Origin of the sequence: Carboxydothermus islandicus, assembly GCF_001950325.1 — a bacterium.
Taxonomy (GTDB): Bacteria; Bacillota; Z-2901; order Carboxydothermales; family Carboxydothermaceae; genus Carboxydothermus; species Carboxydothermus islandicus.
Genome location: NZ_BDJL01000001.1, coordinates 24,629 through 47,518 on the forward strand (window position 1 = coordinate 24,629; position 22,890 = coordinate 47,518).

28 protein-coding genes, 9 tRNA genes and 1 other RNA gene are annotated in these 22,890 nt (G+C 41.9%); 36 read left to right on the forward strand and 2 right to left on the reverse strand.

The window, feature by feature from the left end:
* Window positions 1-10: 10 nt before the first annotated feature.
* The 23 genes from ciss_RS00120 (at window position 11) to ciss_RS00235 (ending at window position 13,016) form a co-directional block, all read left to right on the forward strand.
* On the forward strand, window positions 11-448 hold the full coding sequence (locus tag ciss_RS00120) for a nucleotidyltransferase domain-containing protein (protein WP_075864313.1): 438 nt from the start codon (window positions 11-13) through the stop codon (window positions 446-448).
* On the forward strand, window positions 438-866 hold the full coding sequence (hepT, locus tag ciss_RS00125; protein WP_075864314.1) for a type VII toxin-antitoxin system HepT family RNase toxin: 429 nt from the start codon (window positions 438-440) through the stop codon (window positions 864-866). Before ciss_RS00120 ends, hepT begins: the two co-directional genes overlap by 11 nt.
* A 79-nt stretch (window positions 867-945) precedes the next feature.
* Window positions 946-1,035: transfer RNA gene (locus ciss_RS00130), tRNA-Ser, on the forward strand.
* Between the two features lie 15 nt (window positions 1,036-1,050).
* Window positions 1,051-1,145 (forward strand) — tRNA-Ser (locus tag ciss_RS00135).
* Window positions 1,146-1,160: 15 nt separating this feature from the next.
* Window positions 1,161-1,237: transfer RNA gene (locus ciss_RS00140), tRNA-Arg, on the forward strand.
* A gap of 175 nt (window positions 1,238-1,412) precedes the next feature.
* Entirely contained in the window at window positions 1,413-2,006 is a 594-nt protein-coding gene (gene cysC / locus ciss_RS00145) for an adenylyl-sulfate kinase (protein ID WP_075864315.1), read from the forward strand.
* 49 nt (window positions 2,007-2,055) lie between these two features.
* Window positions 2,056-2,802 (forward strand): sulfite exporter TauE/SafE family protein, encoded by a 747-nt coding sequence (locus ciss_RS00150; protein WP_075864316.1) that lies wholly within the window; start codon window positions 2,056-2,058, stop codon window positions 2,800-2,802.
* Between the two features lie 17 nt (window positions 2,803-2,819).
* The gene (locus tag ciss_RS00155) at window positions 2,820-4,406 is read left to right on the forward strand and encodes an adenylyl-sulfate reductase subunit alpha (protein WP_075864317.1); all 1,587 of its coding nucleotides are present in this window, start codon (window positions 2,820-2,822) and stop codon (window positions 4,404-4,406) included.
* The gene (locus ciss_RS00160) at window positions 4,387-4,656 is read left to right on the forward strand and encodes a 4Fe-4S dicluster domain-containing protein (RefSeq protein WP_075864318.1); all 270 of its coding nucleotides are present in this window, start codon (window positions 4,387-4,389) and stop codon (window positions 4,654-4,656) included. The genes ciss_RS00155 and ciss_RS00160 overlap by 20 nt, the downstream gene beginning before the upstream one ends.
* A 2-nt stretch (window positions 4,657-4,658) precedes the next feature.
* A complete protein-coding gene (gene sat, locus ciss_RS00165; protein ID WP_075864319.1) occupies window positions 4,659-5,804 on the forward strand; it encodes a sulfate adenylyltransferase in 1,146 nt (381 codons plus the stop codon).
* Window positions 5,805-5,823: 19 nt separating this feature from the next.
* Window positions 5,824-6,042: a sulfur carrier protein ThiS gene (thiS, locus tag ciss_RS00170; protein WP_075864320.1), complete on the forward strand. Its 219-nt coding sequence runs from the start codon at window positions 5,824-5,826 to the stop codon at window positions 6,040-6,042.
* The gene (locus ciss_RS00175) at window positions 6,029-6,835 is read left to right on the forward strand and encodes a HesA/MoeB/ThiF family protein (RefSeq protein ID WP_075864321.1); all 807 of its coding nucleotides are present in this window, start codon (window positions 6,029-6,031) and stop codon (window positions 6,833-6,835) included. The genes thiS and ciss_RS00175 overlap by 14 nt, the downstream gene beginning before the upstream one ends.
* Window position 6,836: 1 nt before the next feature.
* On the forward strand, window positions 6,837-8,111 hold the full coding sequence (locus tag ciss_RS00185) for a ferredoxin-like domain-containing protein (RefSeq protein ID WP_077177368.1): 1,275 nt from the start codon (window positions 6,837-6,839) through the stop codon (window positions 8,109-8,111).
* The gene (locus tag ciss_RS00190; RefSeq protein WP_075864322.1) at window positions 8,098-8,328 is read left to right on the forward strand and encodes a sulfurtransferase TusA family protein; all 231 of its coding nucleotides are present in this window, start codon (window positions 8,098-8,100) and stop codon (window positions 8,326-8,328) included. The genes ciss_RS00185 and ciss_RS00190 overlap by 14 nt, the downstream gene beginning before the upstream one ends.
* Before the next feature lie 15 nt (window positions 8,329-8,343).
* Window positions 8,344-9,534 (forward strand): aminotransferase class I/II-fold pyridoxal phosphate-dependent enzyme, encoded by a 1,191-nt coding sequence (locus tag ciss_RS00195; protein WP_075864323.1) that lies wholly within the window; start codon window positions 8,344-8,346, stop codon window positions 9,532-9,534.
* A gap of 22 nt (window positions 9,535-9,556) precedes the next feature.
* Complete coding sequence (locus ciss_RS00200; protein WP_077177369.1) at window positions 9,557-10,873, forward strand: YeiH family protein; 1,317 nt, start codon at window positions 9,557-9,559, stop codon at window positions 10,871-10,873.
* Between the two features lie 88 nt (window positions 10,874-10,961).
* Window positions 10,962-11,038: transfer RNA gene (locus tag ciss_RS00205), tRNA-Arg, on the forward strand.
* Between the two features lie 22 nt (window positions 11,039-11,060).
* Window positions 11,061-11,522 carry a tRNA adenosine(34) deaminase TadA gene (gene tadA / locus ciss_RS00210; RefSeq protein WP_075864325.1) on the forward strand — a complete coding sequence of 154 codons (462 nt, stop codon included), beginning with the start codon at window positions 11,061-11,063 and terminating at the stop codon, window positions 11,520-11,522.
* A gap of 51 nt (window positions 11,523-11,573) precedes the next feature.
* Window positions 11,574-11,667, forward strand: a tRNA-Ser gene (locus ciss_RS00215).
* Between the two features lie 84 nt (window positions 11,668-11,751).
* Window positions 11,752-11,845 (forward strand) — tRNA-Ser (locus tag ciss_RS00220).
* Window positions 11,846-11,873: 28 nt separating this feature from the next.
* Window positions 11,874-12,137: signal recognition particle sRNA large type (ffs, locus tag ciss_RS00225), an RNA gene on the forward strand.
* Between the two features lie 120 nt (window positions 12,138-12,257).
* Window positions 12,258-12,800: a gamma carbonic anhydrase family protein gene (locus ciss_RS00230; RefSeq protein WP_075864326.1), complete on the forward strand. Its 543-nt coding sequence runs from the start codon at window positions 12,258-12,260 to the stop codon at window positions 12,798-12,800.
* A gap of 18 nt (window positions 12,801-12,818) precedes the next feature.
* Window positions 12,819-13,016 carry a hypothetical protein gene (locus ciss_RS00235; RefSeq protein WP_075864327.1) on the forward strand — a complete coding sequence of 66 codons (198 nt, stop codon included), beginning with the start codon at window positions 12,819-12,821 and terminating at the stop codon, window positions 13,014-13,016.
* On the opposite strand, the gene ciss_RS00240 is transcribed toward ciss_RS00235, so the two are convergent.
* Window positions 13,009-13,290, reverse strand: a complete 282-nt coding sequence (locus tag ciss_RS00240; protein WP_075864328.1) for a DUF503 domain-containing protein — start codon at window positions 13,288-13,290, stop codon at window positions 13,009-13,011. The genes ciss_RS00235 and ciss_RS00240 overlap by 8 nt on opposite strands.
* Before the next feature lie 102 nt (window positions 13,291-13,392).
* Between ciss_RS00240 and dnaX the strand changes: the two genes are divergently transcribed.
* From dnaX to ciss_RS00295, 11 genes are all read left to right on the forward strand, one after another.
* On the forward strand, window positions 13,393-14,931 hold the full coding sequence (gene dnaX, locus ciss_RS00245; RefSeq protein WP_075864329.1) for a DNA polymerase III subunit gamma/tau: 1,539 nt from the start codon (window positions 13,393-13,395) through the stop codon (window positions 14,929-14,931).
* 2 nt (window positions 14,932-14,933) lie between these two features.
* On the forward strand, window positions 14,934-15,263 hold the full coding sequence (locus tag ciss_RS00250; RefSeq protein WP_075864330.1) for a YbaB/EbfC family nucleoid-associated protein: 330 nt from the start codon (window positions 14,934-14,936) through the stop codon (window positions 15,261-15,263).
* Window positions 15,264-15,278: 15 nt separating this feature from the next.
* Entirely contained in the window at window positions 15,279-15,878 is a 600-nt protein-coding gene (gene recR / locus ciss_RS00255) for a recombination mediator RecR (protein ID WP_075864331.1), read from the forward strand.
* 41 nt (window positions 15,879-15,919) lie between these two features.
* Entirely contained in the window at window positions 15,920-16,123 is a 204-nt protein-coding gene (locus tag ciss_RS00260) for a pro-sigmaK processing inhibitor BofA family protein (protein WP_075864332.1), read from the forward strand.
* 102 nt (window positions 16,124-16,225) lie between these two features.
* The gene (locus tag ciss_RS00265; protein WP_075864333.1) at window positions 16,226-17,611 is read left to right on the forward strand and encodes an NAD(P)/FAD-dependent oxidoreductase; all 1,386 of its coding nucleotides are present in this window, start codon (window positions 16,226-16,228) and stop codon (window positions 17,609-17,611) included.
* Between the two features lie 14 nt (window positions 17,612-17,625).
* Window positions 17,626-18,909, forward strand: coding sequence for an adenylosuccinate synthase (locus tag ciss_RS00270; RefSeq protein WP_075864334.1), 1,284 nt, complete (start codon window positions 17,626-17,628; stop codon window positions 18,907-18,909).
* Window position 18,910: 1 nt separating this feature from the next.
* A complete protein-coding gene (locus tag ciss_RS00275; RefSeq protein ID WP_075864335.1) occupies window positions 18,911-19,768 on the forward strand; it encodes an aminotransferase class IV in 858 nt (285 codons plus the stop codon).
* 1 nt (window position 19,769) lies between these two features.
* On the forward strand, window positions 19,770-20,240 hold the full coding sequence (locus ciss_RS00280; protein ID WP_075864336.1) for an HAD family hydrolase: 471 nt from the start codon (window positions 19,770-19,772) through the stop codon (window positions 20,238-20,240).
* A gap of 77 nt (window positions 20,241-20,317) precedes the next feature.
* Window positions 20,318-20,393: transfer RNA gene (locus ciss_RS00285), tRNA-Lys, on the forward strand.
* 9 nt (window positions 20,394-20,402) lie between these two features.
* Window positions 20,403-20,477: transfer RNA gene (locus ciss_RS00290), tRNA-Glu, on the forward strand.
* Between the two features lie 8 nt (window positions 20,478-20,485).
* Window positions 20,486-20,560: transfer RNA gene (locus ciss_RS00295), tRNA-Gly, on the forward strand.
* A 142-nt stretch (window positions 20,561-20,702) separates the two neighbouring features.
* Here the strand turns inward: ciss_RS00295 and ciss_RS00300 are convergent.
* On the reverse strand, window positions 20,703-21,032 hold the full coding sequence (locus tag ciss_RS00300; protein WP_075864337.1) for a hypothetical protein: 330 nt from the start codon (window positions 21,030-21,032) through the stop codon (window positions 20,703-20,705).
* Window positions 21,033-21,265: 233 nt separating this feature from the next.
* On the opposite strand from ciss_RS00300, the gene scfA reads away from it, so the two are divergent.
* Both scfA and scfB read left to right on the forward strand, forming a co-directional pair.
* Window positions 21,266-21,397 carry a six-cysteine ranthipeptide SCIFF gene (gene scfA / locus ciss_RS00305; RefSeq protein WP_011345494.1) on the forward strand — a complete coding sequence of 44 codons (132 nt, stop codon included), beginning with the start codon at window positions 21,266-21,268 and terminating at the stop codon, window positions 21,395-21,397.
* A gap of 70 nt (window positions 21,398-21,467) precedes the next feature.
* A complete protein-coding gene (gene scfB / locus ciss_RS00310) occupies window positions 21,468-22,844 on the forward strand; it encodes a thioether cross-link-forming SCIFF peptide maturase (RefSeq protein WP_075864338.1) in 1,377 nt (458 codons plus the stop codon).
* The last annotated feature ends 46 nt before the right edge of the window (window positions 22,845-22,890 follow it).

Sequence of the window (22,890 nt, forward strand, 5' to 3'; positions counted from 1 at the left end):
GCGTGGTTTTATGGAAAAATTTTTCCGCTTAAAAGAGGTTTGTGAGAATTTCGACATAAAAATTTTATATGCTTTTGGTTCTAATTGCGATAAGGCCAAAAAAATATTACAGGGGGAAGAGGTAATTTATAATAATAACGACCTTGATATCGGGGCAGTTTTTTTGCGAGAACTTCCTGCGGGTCGAAAGAGGACTATTTTATATGCGGATATCTATAATGAATTAGAAGATATTTTTTTCCCCTTTACCTTAGATTTAGTGTTTTTGGAAGAAAACCATTCGGTTTTTCAAAGCCAGGCCATTTTACAGGGGGAAGTTATTTATTTTGCCGATGAAAAAGAAAAAGAGGAATATGAAGAACGAATCTTAGCCCGGGCCTTTGATTTTAAATACCATCTTGATAAATTTTACGAAGAAATGCTGGAGGAACTGCAGGATGGTAAATAAAGTGCTAATTGAAGGAAAGTTAAATTTAATTATCGAATATGTAGATCGGTTAAAGAAACTAAAATCTCTGCCGCCTAAAGAATTTTTAGAAGATTACCGAAACCCGGCAACTGCAGAAAGTTATCTGAGAAGAGCCCTGGAGGCGGTATTTGATATTGGCAGGCATATTTTGGCAAAAAATCGCGGCAAAGATTTAAGCTTAGAGTATAAAGCAATTGCCCGGGGTATGGTAGAATTGGGTATTGTAAATGAAAAGCTTGGCCAAAAATTAATCCAAATGGCTGGCTACCGAAACCGTTTGGTTCACCTGTATTCACTGGTTACCGATGAAGAACTTTATGAGATAATTCAAAATGATTTAGAGGATTTACTTAATTTTGTTAAAGCAATCCGGAATTATCTTGATAAATTACAATAATTTAACAAAAATCCTTTACTTGACACTATTATTTGGGCTGTGATATATTATTTATGCTATCGCAGAAAGTGGCGGGCAGGGAGGGGTGTCCGAGTGGTTTAAGGAGCCGGTCTTGAAAACCGGTGACTCGCCCTGCGAGCCGTGGGTTCGAATCCCACCCCCTCCGCCATGGCGATTTGGTTGCGGAGAGATGGCCGAGTTGGTCGAAGGCGGTCGCCTGCTAAGCGATTGTACAGGCTAAAACCTGTACCGCGGGTTCGAATCCCGCTCTCTCCGCCATTTAATTTTATACAGGCGCCCGTAGCTCAACTGGATAGAGTAACAGACTACGAATCTGGAGGTTGCAGGTTCGAGTCCTGCCGGGCGCGCCATTTGGTAAATAAAGCCGGGGTAAAGATTCCCGGTTTTTTATTTTTTCAAAACGGGTTTACAACCCGTTTATTTTTTTAATCCCATAAAAACCGGTAAAAATACTTGACAATACGACAAAAAGTAATAAAATAAAAGTAAATACATATAAGCAAATCGGAAATGAGGTAATTTATTGTGGCAAATAATTTCTTCTGGCAGGAAGGTAAAATAACGGCGGAAGATCGGGAAAAATTATTGGGGCAAAAAGGAGTGGTTATTTGGCTTACCGGTCTTTCCGGTTCGGGAAAATCAACGATAGCCCGGGAACTGGAAACGGTATTGTACCGGGAAGGTAAGCTTGCATACGTTTTAGATGGCGATAATATCCGCATGGGTTTAAATAAAGACCTGGGCTTTTCCGAAAAAGACCGCCAGGAAAATATTCGCCGGATCGGGGAAGTAGCCAAACTTTTTGTAGACGCTGGCGTTATTATCATCACTGCTTTTATTTCACCTTTCCGGGCTGATAGGGATAAGGTTCGGTCTTTATTGCCGGAGGGGAAATTTATTGAAGTGTTTGTAGACTGCCCACTGGAAGTGTGTGAAGCAAGGGATGTTAAAGGTCTTTACCGGAAGGCCCGGGAAGGGAAAATACCCGAATTTACCGGGATCACCTCTCCTTATGAGCCGCCGCTAAAACCGGAAATTACGTTGAAAACCGCCGAGCAATCGTTAAAAGAGTGTGTGGATATAATTCTCACTTATTTACGCAAAAATTTATACCTTTAAATATAAGTATTCCGATATGATTTAATAAATATCCCTGGGGGAATTTTTCATGGTTGGATTTATCTTAGCCGGATTTATTACCGGTTTATCTATTGGGCTAACGGGAGTGGGTGGAGGTTCTATCTTGGCACCCCTTTTACTGCTATTGGGAGTGGCCCCGGGGCAAGTGGTGGGAAATGATCTGGTTTTTGCCTCGATCACCAAGGGAATAGCCCTTTATCCATATAAAAAAGAAAATAAAATCAATTTTTCTACCGCTAAAAAACTTTTATATGGAAGCATTCCCGGAGGAATTACTGGGGTTTTAATACTAGAACACTTAAAAAAAACCGCTGGCAGTTCCGCTTTGCTTACCCATGTTTTAGCAGGGTTAATAATTGCTGTAAGTATTATTTCTTTATTAAAAGAATTTTTGAATTTTAAAGGAAGTTTACTGAGTTTACCCCCGGAAAACTGGGGAGTTATTTTAACGGGATTTGTTACTGGAATAATGGTAGGCCTAACTTCTGTCGGTGCAGGTATTTTGGTAGGTTTATACCTTTATATGACCGGAAAGTTTGATAGCCGGGAATTAGTTGGTACCGATATTTTTCACGGCCTAATACTGGCTTTGATTCTTGGTTTTTTCCATTTTAAATTCGGTAATATTAATCCGAAAATTCTAATTTATCTAATTTTAGGGTCTATTCCTGGTGCTTTACTTGGCGGAAAATTAAATTTTTATCTCTCCCCGAAAGTGGTACGGGTAATTTTTCTTACCATGACAACGGCTCTTTCGCTAAAAATACTTATTTAAACGAGGAGGAGGGTTTAGTGGGCACGGTAATAATAGGCGGTGGTGTTGCTGGGCTGACTGCTGCGATAAGACTAAAAGAGCTTTTACCCCGGGAAGAAGTGGTGGTGGTGGAGCGGGCTCATGTTTTAAGAAGTGGATGCTTAGCTGCCGGGGTTAATGCTTTAAACAACGTTTTACTCGATGACACCCCGGAAAGTTATGTAGATTTTTTAAAAAAGGAATTTCCCGGTTTAATTGAGGATGAACTACCGTTAAGTTTAGCCAAAAGGTTAAACGAAACGGTGGATCTTTTAGAAAGCTGGGGAGCAAATATTCCCAAAGACAATGGGAAATTTTTACGCCGGGGAAAACGGAGCATTATTGTTTACGGGGAAAACTTAAAAGAAGTCATTGCCCAAAAAGCTTTAAAAACCGGAATAAAGATTTTTAACCGTACGTTTGTTTTTGATGTCGAAACGGATCAAAATCAAATAGTTGCAGTACTGGCCTATGACTTAACTTCCCGGAAGTTTTTAAGAATAGCCGGAGATAAATACATCCTGGCAACCGGGGGTGCTACTGGACTTTACCAGGGGGCAAATCCCTATCATCCCGGGAGTACCTGGTATCCCCTATCTAACAGCGGAGTTGGGCATGTACTGGCGGTAAAGGCCGGTGCTTATTTAAAATCATTAGAAATTCGTTTTATTCCTCTAAGAGTTAAAGGAGTGGCCGCTCCAACCGGAACTTTGGCTATGAATGTTAAAGGCAAGCTTGTTAATCAAAAAGGTGAAGAGTTAAAAACAAAACATCAACCGGCCAATACCGCCGAACGGCTTAAAGCTGTTATAGAGGAAAGGCAGGCCGGGGAAGTTCCGGTTTTTGTGGTTGAGGGTGTTTACCGGGATGAACTCATAAGGGCTTATTTTGATATGCGTCCCGGTGCAGCTTTACTTTTACGGGAAGATAAAGGCGAAAAAATTTACCTGGAGGTAGATGGTTTTGAACCCCTGATTAACGGTGGACATGGGCTTTCAGGAGTCATGGTAGATAAAAACCGGAAAACTGCGGTGGAAAACCTCTGGGCTTGCGGGGATATTGCCGCCGGTTCACCCAAGAAATACGTTACCGGAGCTATGGCTGAAGGATTAATTGCGGCAGAGGACGTAGCGGGGAAAGAAGGTGGAGGTCGACTTGAGATTCAGGAAATTGTCTTTAACCTTACCAGTAACTTTAAAGGTTTGGTTACTCCGTTATCTTTAAAGTACGGCTTAAACGTAATCATGGAAGAGTATGCCGGTGGTAAGAAAACTAATTACCGGTATACCGCTCGAAGTTTAGAAATTGGAGAAGAAAAGCTTTACTCTTTAAAGGAAAAATTAGGACTTGCAAAAATTACCGGTGATTTTGATTTACTGCAATTTTTTGAGGTAAAAAATCAAATATTACTGGCGACTTTTCTTATTAAACATATGGCTTTTAGGACTGAAAGCCGTTTGCCCTGTTATCAGGAGCGGGTGGACTACCCCGGTAAAGCGCCGGAAGACTACCTTCTTATCTCCAAATTAGAAGAGGGCAGGCCTGTTGTGGAAAGGAGGAAGTTAAATGCCTCCGCGCTTTTATAAGGAGCGGTGTAACGGTTGCCCTAAAGCAAAAGTAGCTCCCTGCGAAGCGATTTGTCCTTTAAACTTACTTTATCGAGATAGGGGTGAAGTGTTTATTTATCATGAAGCTTTTTGCTACGACTGTGCGGCATGCGTCAAAAAGTGCCCTCAAAAAGCTATATCCCTTGCTTTGCATCCTTCGGTAGCCCTGGTTAATGCAGAATTGTTTTACGATAAAGGGTTTAAATTTAAAGATCTGGAGGAGGAGTAACTATGGTTAATTATCACGGGCGAAAAGAAGTAAGTAATATCTTAACGTCAGAAGAATATGAAGAGCTAAAAGGGCAAAACTTTTTAAAGCTATCGGTTTCAAAAACCGAATATTTTGATTTATTTCTTTTGGGGGTTGGGCTTTATGCTCCCTTAGAAGGGTTTATGGATGAAGACGATTATTATTCAACTTTAGAACAGTTTACCTTAAGTTCCGGGGTTTTATGGTCGATTCCCATAGTCTTAAGGGTCAGTGAAGAAGAAGCCCGGCTTTACGACGGCAGAGAAAAAATTTTACTAACTGCTGCAAACGGTGAGCTTTTAGGTCTTTTGGAAAGTCCCCGGGCGTTTAAGTTAAATAAAATTTTAGAAGTGGAAAAAGTATTTAAAACTTCTTCCCCTGAGCATCCGGGAGTGCAAAAAATTCTCGGAGAGAACAAATGGGCAGTTGCCGGTAAGGTTAAAATTTATCCGCCGGCTTTCAGGGAGATTGATTTAAATCTCTCTCTTTTCCCCCAGAAAACCCGGGAAATATTTAAAAGCAGGAATTACAAGACGGTAGTTGGCTTTCAAACAAGAAACCCCATCCACCGGGCCCATGAATATTTGCAAAAAATCGCTCTGGAGATTTTTGACGGGCTTTTTGTTAATCCTCTGGTGGGTGAAACCAAGGGGGATGATATTCCTGCCGATGTTCGGCTTAAGTGTTATGAAGCTTTACTGAACAACTATTATCCTAAAGACCGGTTTGTCTTTGCTACGTTACCTGCACCTATGCGTTATGCGGGACCCAGGGAAGCGGTTCACCACGCGATTATCCGGCAAAATTACGGTTGCACCCATTTTATTGTCGGCCGGGACCATGCCGGGGTGGGGAATTTTTACGGTCCCTTTGAAGCGCAGGAGATTTTTAACACTTTACCAGAAAATGCTTTGGAAATTAAGATTGTAAAATTTGATAACGCTTTTTACTGCTATAAATGCGGACAAATGGCTACGAAAAAAACCTGCCCTCACGGTCCTGAACATCATTTAAACTTAAGCGGTACTAAAGTCCGGGAAATGCTTAAAGAAGGCAAATCCCTTCCGGATGAGTTTACCCGTCCGGAGGTAGCGGAAGTTTTAAGTCGTTATTATCAAAGTCTTTAAAGGAAAGGAGAGGTAGGCTATGAAGATAGTGGTAAATGGAGTGGAAAAAGAGATTCCCCAAAGCTTTACAATTGCGGAACTTTTAGAGTACTTTCAGGTGGAGATGCCCAATTATGTTTCGGTGGTCCTAAATGGAGAGTTTGTAAAGCGTGAAGAGTTTAGTAGCGTAAAAGTTTCCGAAGGAGACGAAATAGAATGGATGTATTTCATGGGAGGTGGCGGATATGCTTTCGCGTGAACAGCTGTTCCGCTATTCCCGCAATATTCTTTTGCCGGAAGTAGGGGTAAAAGGGCAGGAAAAACTTTTAAATTCTAAAGTTCTGGTAATAGGGGCCGGGGGACTTGGGGCACCGGTGGCCCTGTATCTGGCAGCGGCCGGGATAGGGACCATCGGTATTGCCGACTACGATGTAGTGGACTTGACCAACCTGCAGCGTCAGATAATTCACTTTACCCGGGATGTGGGGACCGAAAAAGTTTTATCGGCAAAAAGTAAAATTGAAGCTCTTAATCCGGAGGTACAGGTGATTACCTATAATGAACCGATAACTTCCGCAAATATTTTAAGTATTATCGAGCAGTATGATTTTATTATCGATGGCACCGATAATTTCCCCGCCAAGTTTTTGATTAACGATGCCTGTGTTAAAGCTAAAAAACCTTTTTCCCATGGTGGAATTTTGCGGTTCTGGGGCCAGACTTTGACCTATCGTCCCGACGGGAAAACACCCTGTTACCGCTGTGCTTTTAAAGAACCACCGCCCCCGGGGAGCGTACCCAGTTGTAAAGAAGCGGGGGTTATTGGAGCGGTAGCGGGAGTTATTGGCTCTCTTCAGGTTACGGAGTGTATCAAGTATCTTTTAGGAATGGATACTTTAGCTGGGAATTTATTGTTTGTTGATTTAAAATCAATGGAATTTAACAAAATTCCATTAAAGAAAAGACAGAGTTGTCTTTGTGCAAAAGACCCCGAACAGATTATTTTGTTAGATTACAGCCAGCCGGTATGCGACTTAAAGGGGGAAAATTAAAATGCTGGTATTTTTTGAATTTCAAATAGAAAAAATTGTTAAATTCTGCCGGGAACAGTATCCCATTGAGGCCTGCGGTTTACTTGGAGGAAAGATTGAAAACGGAGTTAAGATTGTAAAATCGGTTTATTTTGCCAGAAATATTGCCCAATCGGAAAGCCGTTTTGATATTGAGGCCAAAGAACAGTACGAAATTATTAAAAAAATGCGGGCGAAAAACGAGGTGCTTTTAGGGAATTTTCACAGTCATCCAAAGACTCCGGCAAGACCTTCTGCTGAGGACAGGGAATTGATGTTAGACCCTAATTTGGTTTATGTAATTTTTTCTTTGAAAGACAATCCCCCAACTTTCAAAGGGTTTAAAGTTTCCCGGGGAGAGGTTAGTGAAGAAGAGATTACGGTAAAAAAAGTTGATTATAAAACGTTAAAAAGCGGCGGCATCATGCGGCAGACGGAAGATGGGTATTTTGCGGTCCGGCTAAAGATAACGGGAGGAAATTTAAGTATTGAACAGTTAAAGGGATTAGAAGAGGTAGCTTCCCGGTACGGAAACGGTACTCTTCATTTAACCGCCCGGCAGGGGGTTGAGATACCTTATATCCATATTGCCGATTTAGAAGAAGTGATTGAGAAACTTAAAAGCTATGGCTTAGAACTGGGAGCCTGTGGGCCAAGGGTCAGGACGGTTACCGCCTGCCAGGGACGAAGTATTTGCCCCAACGGCTGTATTGAAACCCAGGAATTGGCCCGGGAAATTGCTGCCCGCTATTACGGCCAAACTCTTCCCCATAAATTTAAATTTGGCATTACCGGCTGTGCCAACAACTGTTTAAAGGCCGAGGAAAACGACCTGGGGATAAAAGGGGTTTGCAGGCCGCTCTGGCTAAAGGATAACTGCACTGCCTGTGGGCTTTGTACTAAAATTTGCCCGGTTAATGCCATTACCTTAAACCAGCAGGAAATAAGTGTTGATTATGAGGTATGTATCGGTTGTGGCGATTGCGTTAAAGCCTGTCCCTTTGAAGCTTATAAAGGAGAATACGGTTACAGTTTAAGCTTTGGGGGAAGCTTTGGCCGGAAAATTAATATTGGGAAAAAATTAATTCCGTTTATAAGTTCAAAAGAAAAAATGTTTACCATTTTTGATAAAACCCTGGAGTTTTACCGGAAGGAAGGAAAAACAGGCGAACGGTTTTATAAAACTTTGGAGAGGGTAGGTTTTGCTAAGTTAGAACAATATTTGCGCGAAGGGGAAAGGGAAAATGGAGGTAATTAAAACTATTGATTTAAGGGAATACGTTTGCCCGATGACGTACGTAATCCTGCAAGCGGAAATTGCTTATTTAAATTCCGGGGATAAAATTGCAGTAATTTTGGCAGGGAAAAACACTTTAGCGGATGTTACCAAAAGCCTTAAAATGGATGGCTACCGGGTAGAGAAGATTGAGGAAGAAGGAGAGGAAATTTATAAAATCATTATTACGGTGAAATAAGGGGGTTGGGGAAAAGTGCACATTGAAACTTTTCTGGTAAACCGGGCGGTGGAAGGTCCGAGCTTACAGACTGCTTATTTTTACACCGAACCGGAAAAGCTTGAACAAATATTTAAAGGAAAAGCCCCCGGCTTTTTTTATAGCCGGGTTGCAAACCCTACCGTGGCAGCTTTAGAAGAAAAGATTGCCCGGCTCGAGGGGGGAATAATGGCGACGGCCACTTCTTCCGGGATGGCGGCCCTAACCCTTACCTTTATGGCCTTTGCCCAGCCCGGGGCCGAATTTTTGGTGTGTGCTGGTTTATTTGGCGGGACATTAAATTTATTAAGAAGCTTAGCTAAAACCTGTGGACTAACCTATAAACTGTTGCCTTCTCCTGACCCCGGATTAATAGAAAAGCATTTAACCCCCCGTACTCGCCTGGTATTTGTGGAATCTATTGGCAACCCTACCCTGAAAGTACCGGACTTTGCGGGATTGGCTTCTCTTTTAAAGGCGCACAGAATACCTCTGGTGGTGGACAATACTGTAGCCCCTCTTTTGGTGAAACCCCTTTCTTTGGGGGCCAATATTGTTATTCATTCCTTATCGAAATATATATCCGGTCAGGGAACGGTTATTGGTGGGTGTATTGTCGATGGCGGAAACTTTGAATGGGACGAACGCTTCCAGAATCTTTATCCTTTAGTGCGGGAAGCTGGACCCCTTGCCTTTTCGGCTTATGTAAAAAAGGAATTAGCAACCGACATAGGGATGTGTTTATCTCCTTTTGCCGCCTGGCAGGTATTAATTGGAAGTGAAACTTTGGCTTTAAGAATGGAACGTATGGTGGAAAATGCCCGGGAGCTTGCCAGGTACTTAAAAAGTTTTGCAGCAATAAAAGTTAATTATCCTGGGTTTGAAGATAGTCCGGAATGGCAAAATTGCCATAAATACCTTGGCGGCAAGGGCGGAAATTTAATTGTATTAAGTTTTAAAGATAAAGAAACGGCTTTTAATTTTATAAAAAAACTTAACATAGCGCGGCTTGCCACCAACATCGGCGATGTCAGGACCCTGGTTTGTCATCTGGATTCTACCATTTACCAAAAGATACCGCCGGATGAAAAGAAAATTCTTAACATAACAGACAGTCAGGTGCGGGTTAGCGTGGGGATTGAGAATATTGAAGATTTAAAAGAAGATTTTGTAAAAAGTATTAAATGAGGTAAAAAGGAGGAGGGGTATGATGAGTAACAGTAACTTAGAATTTCTCAAAAAAGAAGACTGGTGGGCAGTATATATTGGAATAGGGCTTGTTTTGGTGGCACTTATTTTATACAAAATGGGACTTTCAATTAACTTTATTGCCGTATCGCCCCCAAAATGGGAGTCGTTTTCGGAAGTAATTGACTACTTTGCTGGAAATGGTTTAAAGTATGTGTATCTTTACTTGCTGTTTTTAGTATTATTTAGCATAAGCATTAAGTTTATGGGATTTGAGATAACTGAATTTGTTAAAGGTTTTTCCATTCTTTACCTAATCACCATAGTTGTAATGGTTTTGGGCTCGTCTAAAGTTTCAGAAAAGTATAATCTTGAGCCTCCACTTTTAGCTCTGTTGCTGGGTTTAATAGTCAGCAACTTTTTTAAACTTCCTAAATGGTTAGATACTAGTTTTAGGACGGAATTTTACATTAAAACAGGTATTGTCTTACTTGGTGCTACCCTGCCCTTTACGTTAATTCTAAAAGCTGGCCCAATTGCACTTTTCCAGGCGACAGTTATTTCGGTGCTTACCTGGCTGACGATTTTTTATACGGCAACCCGACTTTTTGGGTTAGAAAAAACCTTTGGGGCTACACTTGGAGCTGGCGGTTCAATTTGTGGTGTTTCCGCATCAATTGCGGTGGGTGGGGCGGTTAATGCCAAAAAAGAACATGTATCCCTTTCTATTGCACTGGTTACTTTTTTTGCAGTAATTATGATTTTTGTTCTACCGTTTGCCAGCAAAGCTCTCGGCTTACCAGCAGGGCAGGCCGGTGCCTGGATTGGATCCTCGGAGTTTGCCGATGCAGCAGGACTTGCAGCTGCTTCGACGATTGGAGATGAAATGGCAATTAAAGCGTTTACGCTAGTGAAAGTTATTGGCCGGGATATCTGGATAGGGATTTGGTGTCTTATTTTATCGTTAGTGGCAGCAACCAAGTGGGAAAAACGTTCCCACGAAGCTTCGGTTTCATTAAAAGAAATATGGGTGCGTTTTCCAAAATTTGTAGTTGGATTTTTTCTTGCAACAATAATCATAAGCCTTGTTGATGCAAATCTCTCAGCTCAAACTTCAAAAGAAATATTAACTCCTTTGGTAATAAAACCGATTAAAACTTTACGCACCTGGGTTTTTACTTTTTGTTTTTTAAGTATTGGTTTTACTACTCGAGTGAGGGAATTGTTAACTTTTAGCTGGAGACCGTTGGGTGCATTTTTAATTGGAGTTATTGTCAATGTTATCCTGGGTTATACTTTCTCGGTAAAGATTTTTGGAGATTACTGGAATAAACTTTAAATACATCGCTGATTTGCTATAACTTTGCAAATTTTACCAACTTGACAGTCATTTTAGTTTGACATAAAATATTTTTTGCAAATAAAGTGCGCCCGTAGCTCAGGTGGATAGAGCAGCGGTTTCCTAAACCGCGTGTCGGTGGTTCGAGTCCTCCCGGGCGCACCATTTTATTTCTTCAGGTGATTCCATGGACCATGAAAAGTTTATGGCTGAAGCTTTAAAGGAAGCAGAGAAAGCGGCGCTCCAAGGGGAAGTCCCGGTGGGCGCCGTTGTGGTATATAAGGGGGAAATCATTGGGCGGGGGCACAATCTCCGGGAGGCCCTTTCTGACCCAACTGCCCATGCGGAAATAGTAGCTTTAAGAGAAGCTGCCGGTAAACTTAAAAACTGGCAGTTAAAGGACTGTGCCCTTTATGTTACCGTAGAACCGTGTCCCATGTGTGCCGGAGCGATTTACCAGGCCAGAATTAAAACCCTGGTATACGGAGCTCCTGACCTTAAAGCGGGAGCGGTGGATACCTTATTCGATTTAGTGCGAAATCCTCGTTTAAACCACCGGGTAGAGGTGATATCCGGGGTACTTGCTGCTGAGGCGAGTAAAATAATAACAGACTTTTTCAGGGAAAAAAGGAACAGAGGAAAATTTTAATTATTGTCCATCAGGTAAAATTATGCTAAAATAATTAAGCATAAAAAGTGCGGAGAGATGGCCGAGAGGTCGAAGGCGCTCGACTCGAAATCGAGTAGGCGGGCCAAAACCCGCCTCGTGGGTTCAAATCCCACTCTCTCCGCCAGTTTAATTCCTCTTGCCTGAGGATTAAAATAGTTGTATAATATCTTCTGCATGGAATTAAATATTTTTTTAGGTTCAAGCACGCGGAGAGGTGGCTGAGTGGTTGAAGGCGCTCGCCTGGAGAGCGAGTAGACGGGTCAATCCCTGTCTCGCGGGTTCAAATCCCGCCCTCTCCGCCATTAATTTAATTAAAGATGTTAAAATTTGCCGTGCTAGGCGGGGAGGTAGCGGTGCCCTGTACCCGCAATCCGCTATAGCGGGGCCGAAGACTGCCCGAGGGTTTACCTTGTGAGGACCGGCCCCGGCAAGTAGCAATGAGATTTGGGTCTTGCGCAGCGGAGACTCCCGAACCGTGTCAGGTCCGGAAGGAAGCAGCACTAAGGGAAATCCCTCCGGGTGCCGCAAGGGTGCCTGAATCGAGCCAACTACCGGGGTAACGCTCGTACGATAAACTCGACGGCAGTTGCACGGCATTAAAATTAAAAGGAGGTATCGGATGGCGGTACCTCCTTTTAATTTTAAGCTTAAAGGCTATTTTTTTTTACCGAAAAATATTAAAATATATATAAACATAGAAGGGAGAGGGTTTGAGTGTTATATTCTAACCCCTTTGGCGATTTTCCGGTGATTGGGCAAAATACTTATATTCATCCCTCGGCTCAAATAATTGGTAAGGTGATAATCGGGGACAATTGTTTTATCGGTCCCAACGCGGTTATCCGGGCCGATGAGCCCGAAAACGGCAAAGTAAGCCCGATTACAATTGGTAATAATGTAAATGTTCAGGATGGGGTCATAATCCATGCTTTAGCGGGAACGGAAGTAAAAATTAGCAGTAACGTATCAATAGCCCACGGTGCAATTATTCATGGCCCGGTAGATATCAGGGAAAACTGCTTTATTGGTTTTGGGGCGGTGGTATTTAAAGCGGTATTAAATGAATGGGTTTTTGTAGGCCATAGAGCGATTGTTCAGGATATGGAAATTAAAGTGGAAAAATTTATTCCTGCTGGCTTGGTTGTAACCAAAGAATCATTCTTACCTGAATTAACAGGAGAACAAAAGGACTTTATTAAAAAAGTTCAGCAAATGAACGTCCTTTTGGCTAATGGGTATTTAACTTTAAAACGCTAAGAAAGCAAAGGTGGAAAAATGTTAACGAAATACCTTATTTTGTGGTCTAATCCCTGGATTATTCTGTTAAACTTTTTTATTGCCCTCTACATTGGTTTAGGGGTTCGCAATAAAAAAGGCTTTTTTTTAGGATTAATTGCCACTGTTCTTTTATTTGTTACCTTTCCCCTGGGAATAATAGTTTATCTTATTTTTATTCGACCCAAACTTAAATAAACTCTTTGACTCTTTCGGTAATTAAGACGTTGCCGTTTTGTTCGATGATGTTTTCGATCTTCGCAAAAACCTTTTCTAAATCGTCTTTTTTTAAAGATACCGCTGCTAAAGCCAGGGTAGACCTCTGCCAGAGGTTTTGATTTCCTACTTCGGCGATGGAAACGTTGTAATTATGTTTTATTTTTTCGGTGATACTTTTTAAGACCATCCGCTTTTCTTTTAACGATTGGGATTGAGGGATGTAAAGCTCTAAAGTAAGGACGCCGATAATCATGGTAGTCTCCTTTGCGTTACAGCCAAAGTCAAGCTTTTTACAATAATATTATAGTGAAGAGTTAAGGTTTTAGCTATAGACTAAATTTTTCGGGGGAAAGTTATGTATTTAGCGTTATACCGCAAATGGCGGCCCAAAACCTTTTCGGAGATTGTCGGACAGGAAACCATTGTGAAAATCTTAAAAAATGCGGTGGCCACAATGCAGGTGGCCCATGCTTACCTTTTCTCCGGTCCCCGGGGAACGGGGAAAACCACTACCGCCAAGGTTTTAGCTAAGGCGGTAAACTGCGAACGCCCTGTAGATGGAGAACCGTGTAACCAATGTCCTTCGTGCATAGGGATTAACAACCAGAGCCTTTTAAATGTCTTTGAAATAGATGCCGCTTCCAACCGGGGGATCGATGAAATCCGGGAATTGCGGGAATCTATCAAATTAGTTCCGGCTCAGGGTAAATATAAAGTATACATCATTGATGAAGTACATATGCTGACTAATGAAGCGTTTAACGCCCTTTTAAAAACCTTGGAAGAACCGCCGGAACATGTTATTTTTATTTTAGCAACCACCGAGTTTAACAAGGTGCCGGTAACCATTGTTTCCCGCTGCCAGCGCTTTGATTTTAAAAGAATCAGCACCAAAACAATCTGGGAGCATTTAAAGAATATTGCGGAAAAAGAAAAGCTTCAGTATGAAGCGGAAGCCCTACATTTAATTGCCGAAGCTTCGGAAGGTGGGCTCAGGGATGCTTTAAGCTTAATGGACCAGGTGCTGGTGTTTAATCCGAAAATTACGGTGGAAGATACCTTAAAAGTCCTGGGGTTTGTCAGCTGGAGGAAAATATTAGAACTTATTTCTGCTATCAGGGAAAATAACCAAGTAAAAATAATCAACGAAATAGCGGAAGTGGTGGATCGGGGGCTTGATGTCAAGCTTTTTGTTCAGCAAATTTTACAGTATGTTCGTTATTTGAATTTACTAAAAAACGGTATAGAAGTTGAAGAACTAATGCCTGAAATACAGGAAAAATTAAAAGAGGAAGCTACCTTTTGGGAGGAAGATAAACTTTTTCACTTATGGGATGATATAGCTCGTCTTGAGCGGGAAATCCGTTATGCAAGTTTCCCCCGGATCTGGGCGGAAGTAGGACTTTTAAAAGTGGCAAGAAATTTGGAATTAAAACCATTAAAGGTTGCAAATATTCTAAAGCCGGTAAAGGAAAATAAAGAGGAAAATAAAAAGGAAAGCAAAAAAACAAGTGAAGAAAAAACCACCGTTGGTGCCATCAATCTTTTAAAGACTCCCGAATGGCAGGAAGTTTTACAAAAAACCCGGGAAATTTCTCCCTCTCTTGCTATTCACTTAAGTAAAGGTATTCCCTTTAAAACTGCCGATAGCATAAAAATAGTTTTTACCGACGAAGAACCCTTAAACTGGATTATTCACTATAAAAAAGGTTCTCAGGTCAAAGCGATAATTAAAGAAGTTTTTACCGAAGCGCTGGGGGAAGGTTTAAAAATTACCTTTAACGTAAAAAAACATTCTGTAGAAGAAAAAACGGATGAACCAAAAGCTCTTACTAAAGCGAAAGAGCTTTTTGGTGAAGATAAAGTTGTCATTATCAATAAAGAGGAGGAATAAAGATGTTTGGTAACATGGGTAATATGCAAAAAATGTTAAAGCAGGTACAGAAAATGCAGCAGGATATGGCTAAGCTTCAGGAAGAACTAAATGAAAAAACCGTTGAAGCTACCTCCGGTGGTGGTATGGTTAAGGCCGTGGTGAACGGCAAACAGGAATTGGTATCCTTAACCATCAATCCCCAGGCGGTAGATCCGGAAGATGTGGAAATGCTGGTGGATATGATTACCGCTGCCGTGAACGAAGCTTTGAGAAAATCAAAAGATATGGTAGCGGAAGAGATGAATAAGATTACCGGCGGCCTTAATTTAAACCTTCCCGGATTGTTTTAAGGGGGAAGCGGGAAATTGTATTTTGCAGAACCGGTAGCAAAACTAATCGAACATCTTGGTAAACTTCCGGGGATTGGTCCAAAAACAGCACAAAAATTAGCTCTCTATCTTTTAGAAATTCCTGAAGAAGAAGCACGGGCTTTAGCGGAAGCGATAATAACTGCCCGGAAAAATACCAAATACTGCTCCGTTTGTTTTAACCTGACCGATACTGACCCCTGTGCCATTTGCCAAAATCCCGGTCGCAATCACCGGCTTTTAATGGTGGTAGAAGAACCAAAAGATGTGGCAGCTATGGAACGAACCGGAAGCTTTAACGGGATATATCATGTTCTTCACGGAGTTTTATCGCCAATAAAAGGAATAGGGCCGGAAGATTTAAAAGTAAGAGAGTTGTTATTGAGGCTTTCCCGGGAGCCGGTGGAAGAAATAATAATTGCCACCAATCCGACGGTTGAAGGGGAAGCAACGGCCATGTATTTAGCATCCCTTTTAAAACCCTTAAATTTTAAAGTAACGAGAATTGCCCACGGTTTACCGGTGGGAAGCGATATTGAGTATGCCGATGAATTAACTATCCGAAAAGCCTTGGAAGGTCGAAGAGTTTTGGAATAAGTTGTCCAAAAGCTTCATAAGTATTACCGGGGGGATATCCGGTGGAGCTTTTGGGTTTGGTGCTTAAAAAAATCCTTTTTTGGTTTGTTATTGGCTTTATTTTACTTGGAGTATTTAATTTAATTGGTGATAAGATTGGCTGGCATATACCGATAAATCCGGTAACTGTGGTGATTGTTGGGGTTTTGGATTTACCGGGAATAATATTATTAACAGCATTTAGGTATCTTGTAACTGTTTTTTAAAAAGTATACATGTAAAAAGGGGCTTTAGAAGCCCTTTTTTTTCTTGACACATTGATACCTACCTGCTATCATAAACTGGGTTTTTAAGGAGGTGTATTTTTGATGAAAAAATATGATGTGATAGTTGTCGGGGCAGGTCCGGCGGGAATTTTTGCCGCCCTGGAGATTACCTCGCTGAAGCCCGAAGCTAAAGTGCTTATTTTGGAAAAAGGTCCTGACGTCAATAGAAGGATTTGTCCCTCAAAAGAAAGAGGCATACCGTGTATTAATTGTAAGCCCTGCGCGATTGTAACCGGTTGGGGCGGGGCTGGAGCGGTTTCCGATGGTAAGCTTACCCTGTCCACCGAAGTGGGGGGACATCTGGGTGAGTACATTGGCGAAAAGGAATTAAACGAGCTCATAAAATACGTTGATAATATATATCTTAAATTTGGCGCTCCGAACGAGGTTTATGGTGTTGATCGGGAAGAGGAAATCCGGGAAATTCAAAAGAGAGCGATTTTAGCCGATTTAAGGTTGGTTCCGGCGCCTATTCGCCACCTGGGAACCGGTCGCGCTTTGGAAATAGTTGCCGCAATGAAAGAAGAGCTTTTGCGGCGGGGGGTGGATATAGCTACCAATACTCCGGTGGCAGAAATTATTGCTGATCGCGGGAAAGTAAAAGGAGTTCAGACCACTTCCGGCGAATATTATGAAGGTGAGGCAGTCATAGTTGCTCCTGGCCGGGAAGGGGCTGAATGGCTTTTAAAAGAGTCTTTAAAGCTTGGGCTTAAAACGGCCGTTAACCCCGTGGATATCGGGGTGCGGGTTGAGCTACCCGCTGTGGTATTGGAGCCAATTACCAGAGTAGTTTATGAATCGAAGTTTATTTACTACTCGAAGACTTTCGAAGATAAAGTAAGGACTTTTTGCATGAATCCTTACGGCGAAGTGGTACAGGAAAACAACGATGGGATTATTACCGTTAACGGTCATTCTCATGCCCATAAGAAAACGGAAAACACCAACTTTGCCCTGCTTGTTAGCAAAACCTTTACCCATCCCTTTAAAGAACCTATTGCCTACGGCAAGTACATTGCCCGGCTTGCTAACTTATTAGGAGGTGGGGTATTAGTACAACGGCTGGGGGATTTAATGGACGGTCGCCGGACTACCGAGGAACGGCTTAAAAAAGGTTTGGTGCGGCCGACTCTGGAAGATGCTACTCCGGGAGACTTAAGTTTGGTCTTTCCCTACCGCCATTTAATGGCTCTGGTTGAAATGCTCCAGGCTTTAGACAAAATTGCTCCCGGGGTGTTTAATAGAAATACCTTGCTTTACGGGGTGGAAGTAAAGTTTTACTCTTCCCGCTTGGAGTTGAGTCCGGTTTTGGAAACTAAAATTCAAAATCTTTTTGCTGCCGGCGACGGTGCAGGGGTAACCCGGGGACTTATTCAGGCTTCCGCTTCGGGAGTACTTATAGGCCGTGAGCTGGCAAAACGCTTTTAAGGGGGAGTTTATAATTGACAACTGTAGTTTTAATTGGAACCCAGTGGGGGGACGAAGGGAAAGGAAAGATTACTGACTTTCTGGCAGAAAAAGCTGACCTGGTGGTTCGTTACCAGGGAGGAAATAATGCCGGACACACGGTAGTGGTAGGGGAAAATTCTTTTAAGCTTCATCTTATACCATCAGGGATTTTGTACCCCGACAAAATTTGCGTTATCGGCAATGGAGTGGTAATTGACCCTAAGGTTTTAAAAGAAGAACTGGAATACTTAAGAGAACGGGGGATTGCTACTGATAATTTAAAGATAAGCTTGCGGGCTCATCTTATTATGCCCTACCACAAGAAACTTGATGAGCTGGAAGAGGAAGATAAAGGAGAAAACAAAATAGGTACAACCAAACGGGGTATTGGTCCCGCTTATCGGGATAAAGCAGCAAGGACAGGGATCAGGGTATGTGACCTTTTAGATAAGGAACTATTTGCGGAGAAATTGGCTTTAAATTTAAAAGAAAAAAATAATCTTTTGGAAAAAATTTATGGAGTGGAAGGGTTTTCCTATGATGAACTTTACCACGAGTATTTAGAATATGCGGAAGTTATTAGACCTTACGCTACCGATACTTCCCGGTTGATTAACGATGCCATTGAAGGGGGTCAAAAAGTTCTCTTTGAAGGAGCTCAGGGGACCCTTTTAGATTTAGATCACGGAACCTATCCCTATGTTACTTCCAGCCATCCGGTGGCTGGAGCTGCTTGTATTGGTGCCGGTATTGGACCAACAAAAATCCATAAAGTAATTGGGGTGGTAAAGGCCTATACCACGCGGGTAGGAAGTGGTCCCTTTCCTACCGAGCTTTTAGATGAAACCGGCGAGTTTTTAAGAAAACAGGGGTACGAATTTGGCACTACCACCGGACGGCCCCGCCGCTGCGGCTGGTTTGACGGGGTAATTGCTCGCTATGCCGCCCGGGTTAACGGTTTATCCGGCCTTGCGGTTACCAAGCTTGATGTTTTAACCGGGCTTGAAACTATAAAAGTAGCGGTAGGGTACCGGTTCAATGGAAAGGTCATAAATGAATTTCCTGCCAGTTTAAAAGAGTTGTCCCGGTGTGAACCGGTTTATGAGGAGCTTCCCGGGTGGAGTGAGGATATTACCGGGGCCAGGAAACTTACCGACCTTCCGGAAAACGCCAGAAACTATTTAAGAAAAATTGAAGAGATTACCGGTGTTCCCATTAAAATTATTTCGGTGGGAACCCGTAGGGATCAAACTATTATTTTGGACCAGGTTTTTTAAAATGGATAAGGTATTTATTAACGGTAAAATTCTTCCCCGGGAAAAGGCGGTTATCTCCCCTTTTGACCGGGGATTTTCCTATGGTGATGGAGTTTTCGAGACTATTGGCGTTTTTTCCGGAGTACCGTTTTTACTGGAAAAGCATCTCCAAAGGCTATTTCTGGGGCTGCAGTTATTAGAAATAAAGCTACCTTACAGTAAAGAACAATTGATATTGAAGATAGGGGAGTATCTTAACGAAAATAAAGTGGTTAACGGAGTTTTAAAAATTATCGTAAGCCGCGGCATAGGCGAGCGGGGTCTTTTGCCGGCTAAAGATTTAGAGCCAACGGTTTTAATGAGTTTATCTCCCCTGCCTCCACGGGAATTTAAGCCCATAAAAACTTCTTTTCTTTCGGTACCGGTACTGCCGCCTAAACTGGTTATAGGACAGATTAAAACTTTAAACCAGCTTCCCCAGGTGTTGGCGGCTAAAGAATGTCAGAAAAAAGGTATTGTGGAAGGTATCCGGCTTACTGTGGAAGGTTATTTGGCTGAAGGCAGTATGGCGAATCTTTTCTGGGTTAAAAATGGGGTGTTGAAAACCCCGGAGAAAAATCTGGTTTTACCCGGAATTGCCCGGGAACTTATTTTAGAACTGGCCCGAGTTGCCGGCATTCCGGTATCTGAAGGTAAATATCCTGCCGAAGAAATATTAGGGGCAACGGAAATATTTTTTACCAATTCGGTGCGGGGGATTATTCCCGTAGGTCAGTTCGACCAGCGGGAATTCCATGACTATTCGGTAACTAATCGATTATGGGCTCTTTATGAAGCTTATTTAGAAAAATACATACTGGAAAACGGGAGCGAAGAATAAAATGTTAACTATCGAGATTCCGGGAAGATTTACATTAAATTTTGCGTATTTGGTACTGGACTATAATGGTACTATTGCCGTGGACGGAAAGCTATTGCCCGGGGTGATAGAGCTTTTGGAAAAACTTAGTAAGTACTTAAAAATTTACGTTTTAACCCGCGATACCTTTGGTAAGGTAAAGGAAGAGCTATCTTTTCTTCCTTATGTGGAAGTGGTGATAGTAGGAGAGCCCGGTGCCCAAGAAAAACTTGAGTTTATAAAAAAACTTGGGGCGGAAAAGACGGTGGCTATTGGTAATGGTTACAATGACCGACTGATGTTAAAGGAAGCGGCTTTAGGGATTTTAGTCATTGAAGAAGAAGGAGCAAATATTGAGGCATTACTTAATGCGGATATCGTAGTAAAATCGCCGATAGATGCTTTAAAGTTATTAACGAATAAAGACCGGTTGGTGGCTACTCTTCGTTGTTAATAATTAACAGTATAAATTCTTAATAAAAAGTTGTTGACACTGTGAAGGATTTATTGTAATATAATTTCTGCACGGATGAGCCATTAGCTCAGTTGGTAGAGCACCTGACTTTTAATCAGGGTGTCGGAGGTTCGAGTCCTCCATGGCTCACCATTTTATTTTGGCCCCATGGTCAAGTGGTTAAGACACCGCCCTTTCAAGGCGGTAACCCGGGTTCGAATCCCGGTGGGGTCACCATTTATTTTGCGGGAGTAGCTCAGGGGTAGAGCATCGGCTTCCCAAGCCGAGGGTCGCGGGTTCGAATCCCGTTTCCCGCTCCAGAAGAAGGAAAGGGTTCCGGAACTTTTAGTTGGTGCCGGAACCCTTTTTTGATGCCATTTTGGTGTCATTTTTTAATGCCTTATCTATTTTGGCGGTAGTAGTTTTTTTAACCTCAAGGGTAACCTGCGAGTAAATATCGCTTTATGGTTTAATACGCTTGAGATTGAATATATCGGCATCGTGATGGGCAAGTTTAAACAGGACGTAATCTAACTTTTCTGTGTGTTCTTTAAGTGTTTGTTTAACTTCTTTCATATCATTTTTAAGTTCATCTACATCTTTTCTAAGCACTTCTACATCTTTTCTAAGTCCTTCTACATCTTTTCTAAGCCCTTCTACCTCTTTTCCAAGCCCTTCTACATCTTTTCTAAGCCCTTCTACTACGGCGTTGGTATTGCCGACTATGCGGATTAATTCAGTGAGCATGTCCGTAATTTGATCTAAGCGGGCTTCGGTTTTGGTAATATCCATGTAATCATCACCTACCGGTAGTTATTTTCTTCTTCCAATAGACTTAAGCGAGTTTTTTATGGTTAGTCCTTTGATTTGGCTATGAGGTTTGGCTTTAAAATTATCTTTAATAAAATCTTATCATAAAATAGTACTGGTTTAAAATAGAAATGTCGTAAAAAAATAAAAATTTGACGCTACAAAAGTATTTAAGCTATAATAATCAAGGAAAGTTTGGCAAAGGGGGTTTTAAAATGAAGCATATTAAATCTTTAAAAGGAAGTCTTGGTCATTTTGAAGGTAAAGGCTGTGGCAATTGCCAGGCATCCTGCCAGTCGGCTTGCAAAACTTCCTGCACGGTGGGAAATCAGGTATGCAAGAACTAACCTGAGATTAACCTAATCCTTTGGGTTAGGTTAATTTTTTTATTTATTTAAAATAAAAAAGGAAGGGTCTATGATGCACATTTACCGCTATAAAGGAGTTAATATTGCTGTAGACGAATTTTCCGGGGGAATCCATGTTTTGGATGAAATTACCTACGAAATATTAAAAGAATATGACGGCTACCAGGGAAAAGCTCCATTAGAAGATCTTACTTTGGAAAAAGTTTTACCAAAATTAGAAGGACGTTATTCCCCTGCCGAAGTGATGGAAGCATTGGAGGAAATAAAAACCTTGATTGCCGAAGGCCAGCTTTTTTCCGAGGATAAGTTTAAAGAGTATTATAAACCTCCGAAAACAGAAATAAAAGCCATGTGTTTAAACATTGCCCATGACTGCAACATGCGCTGTCGCTACTGTTTTGCTGGTACCGGAAGTTACGGGCATGAACGGGGGCTTATGCCCCTTACAATTGCTCAAAAAGCCATTGATTTTTTAATTGAAAACAGTGGGCACCGGAAAAACCTTGAGGTGGACTTTTTTGGAGGCGAGCCGCTTTTAAACTGGGAAGTGGTTAAAGCTACCGTTTTATACGGCAAAGATAAAGCTAAAGCTCTTGGTAAAAATATTAGCTTTACCCTTACTACCAATGCTCTCCTTCTTACCGATGAAATCCAGGAGTTTTTAGCGGAGCACGATATGGGGATTGTTTTAAGCTTAGATGGCCGGGAAGAAGTTCACGACCGGATGCGTCCGCTGCCCGGGGGGAAAGCATCGTACCAGACGGTTCTTACCAACATTAAAAATTTCCTGGAAAAGTGGGGAGAACGCCCTTATTATATTCGGGGTACCTTTACTGCCCAAAATCCTGACTTTGCCGAAGACTTTAAGGCTTTAGCCCGGGAAGGTTTTAAGTCCATTTCGTTAGAACCGGTGGTATTACCGGATTCTTCTCCCCTTGCCTTAAGAGAAGAACTTTTACCTGTTTTAAAGGCGCAGTACGATGAACTTGGAGAATATCTTTATAAGCTCTGGCAGGAAGGAAAAAACGTAGAGTTTTTCCACTTTAATTTAAATCCCTACGAAGGGCCGTGCCTTCATAAACGGCTTTCCGGCTGCGGTGCCGGTTTTGAGTATGTGGCGGTTTCACCGGAAGGGGATATTTATCCCTGTCACCAGTTCGTGGGTAAAGAAGAGTTCCGCATGGGTAATGTGGAGGAAGGTATAGTTCGCAAGGATATTCCGGAAACCTTTAAAAATGCTCATATCTATAATAAAACCGAATGTGCTTCCTGCTGGGCCCGGTATTACTGCAGCGGCGGCTGTCACGCCAATAATTTAAATATGACCGGGGACATTCTAAAGCCCTATAAAACTTCCTGTGAAATGATGAGAAAAAGGGTAGAAATAGCTTTATATCTTACCTTGAAAAAAGAAGGTCTTATTTAAAGCCCCAGAAATGGGGCTTTAACCTTTTTGGAGCTGATTTCATAAC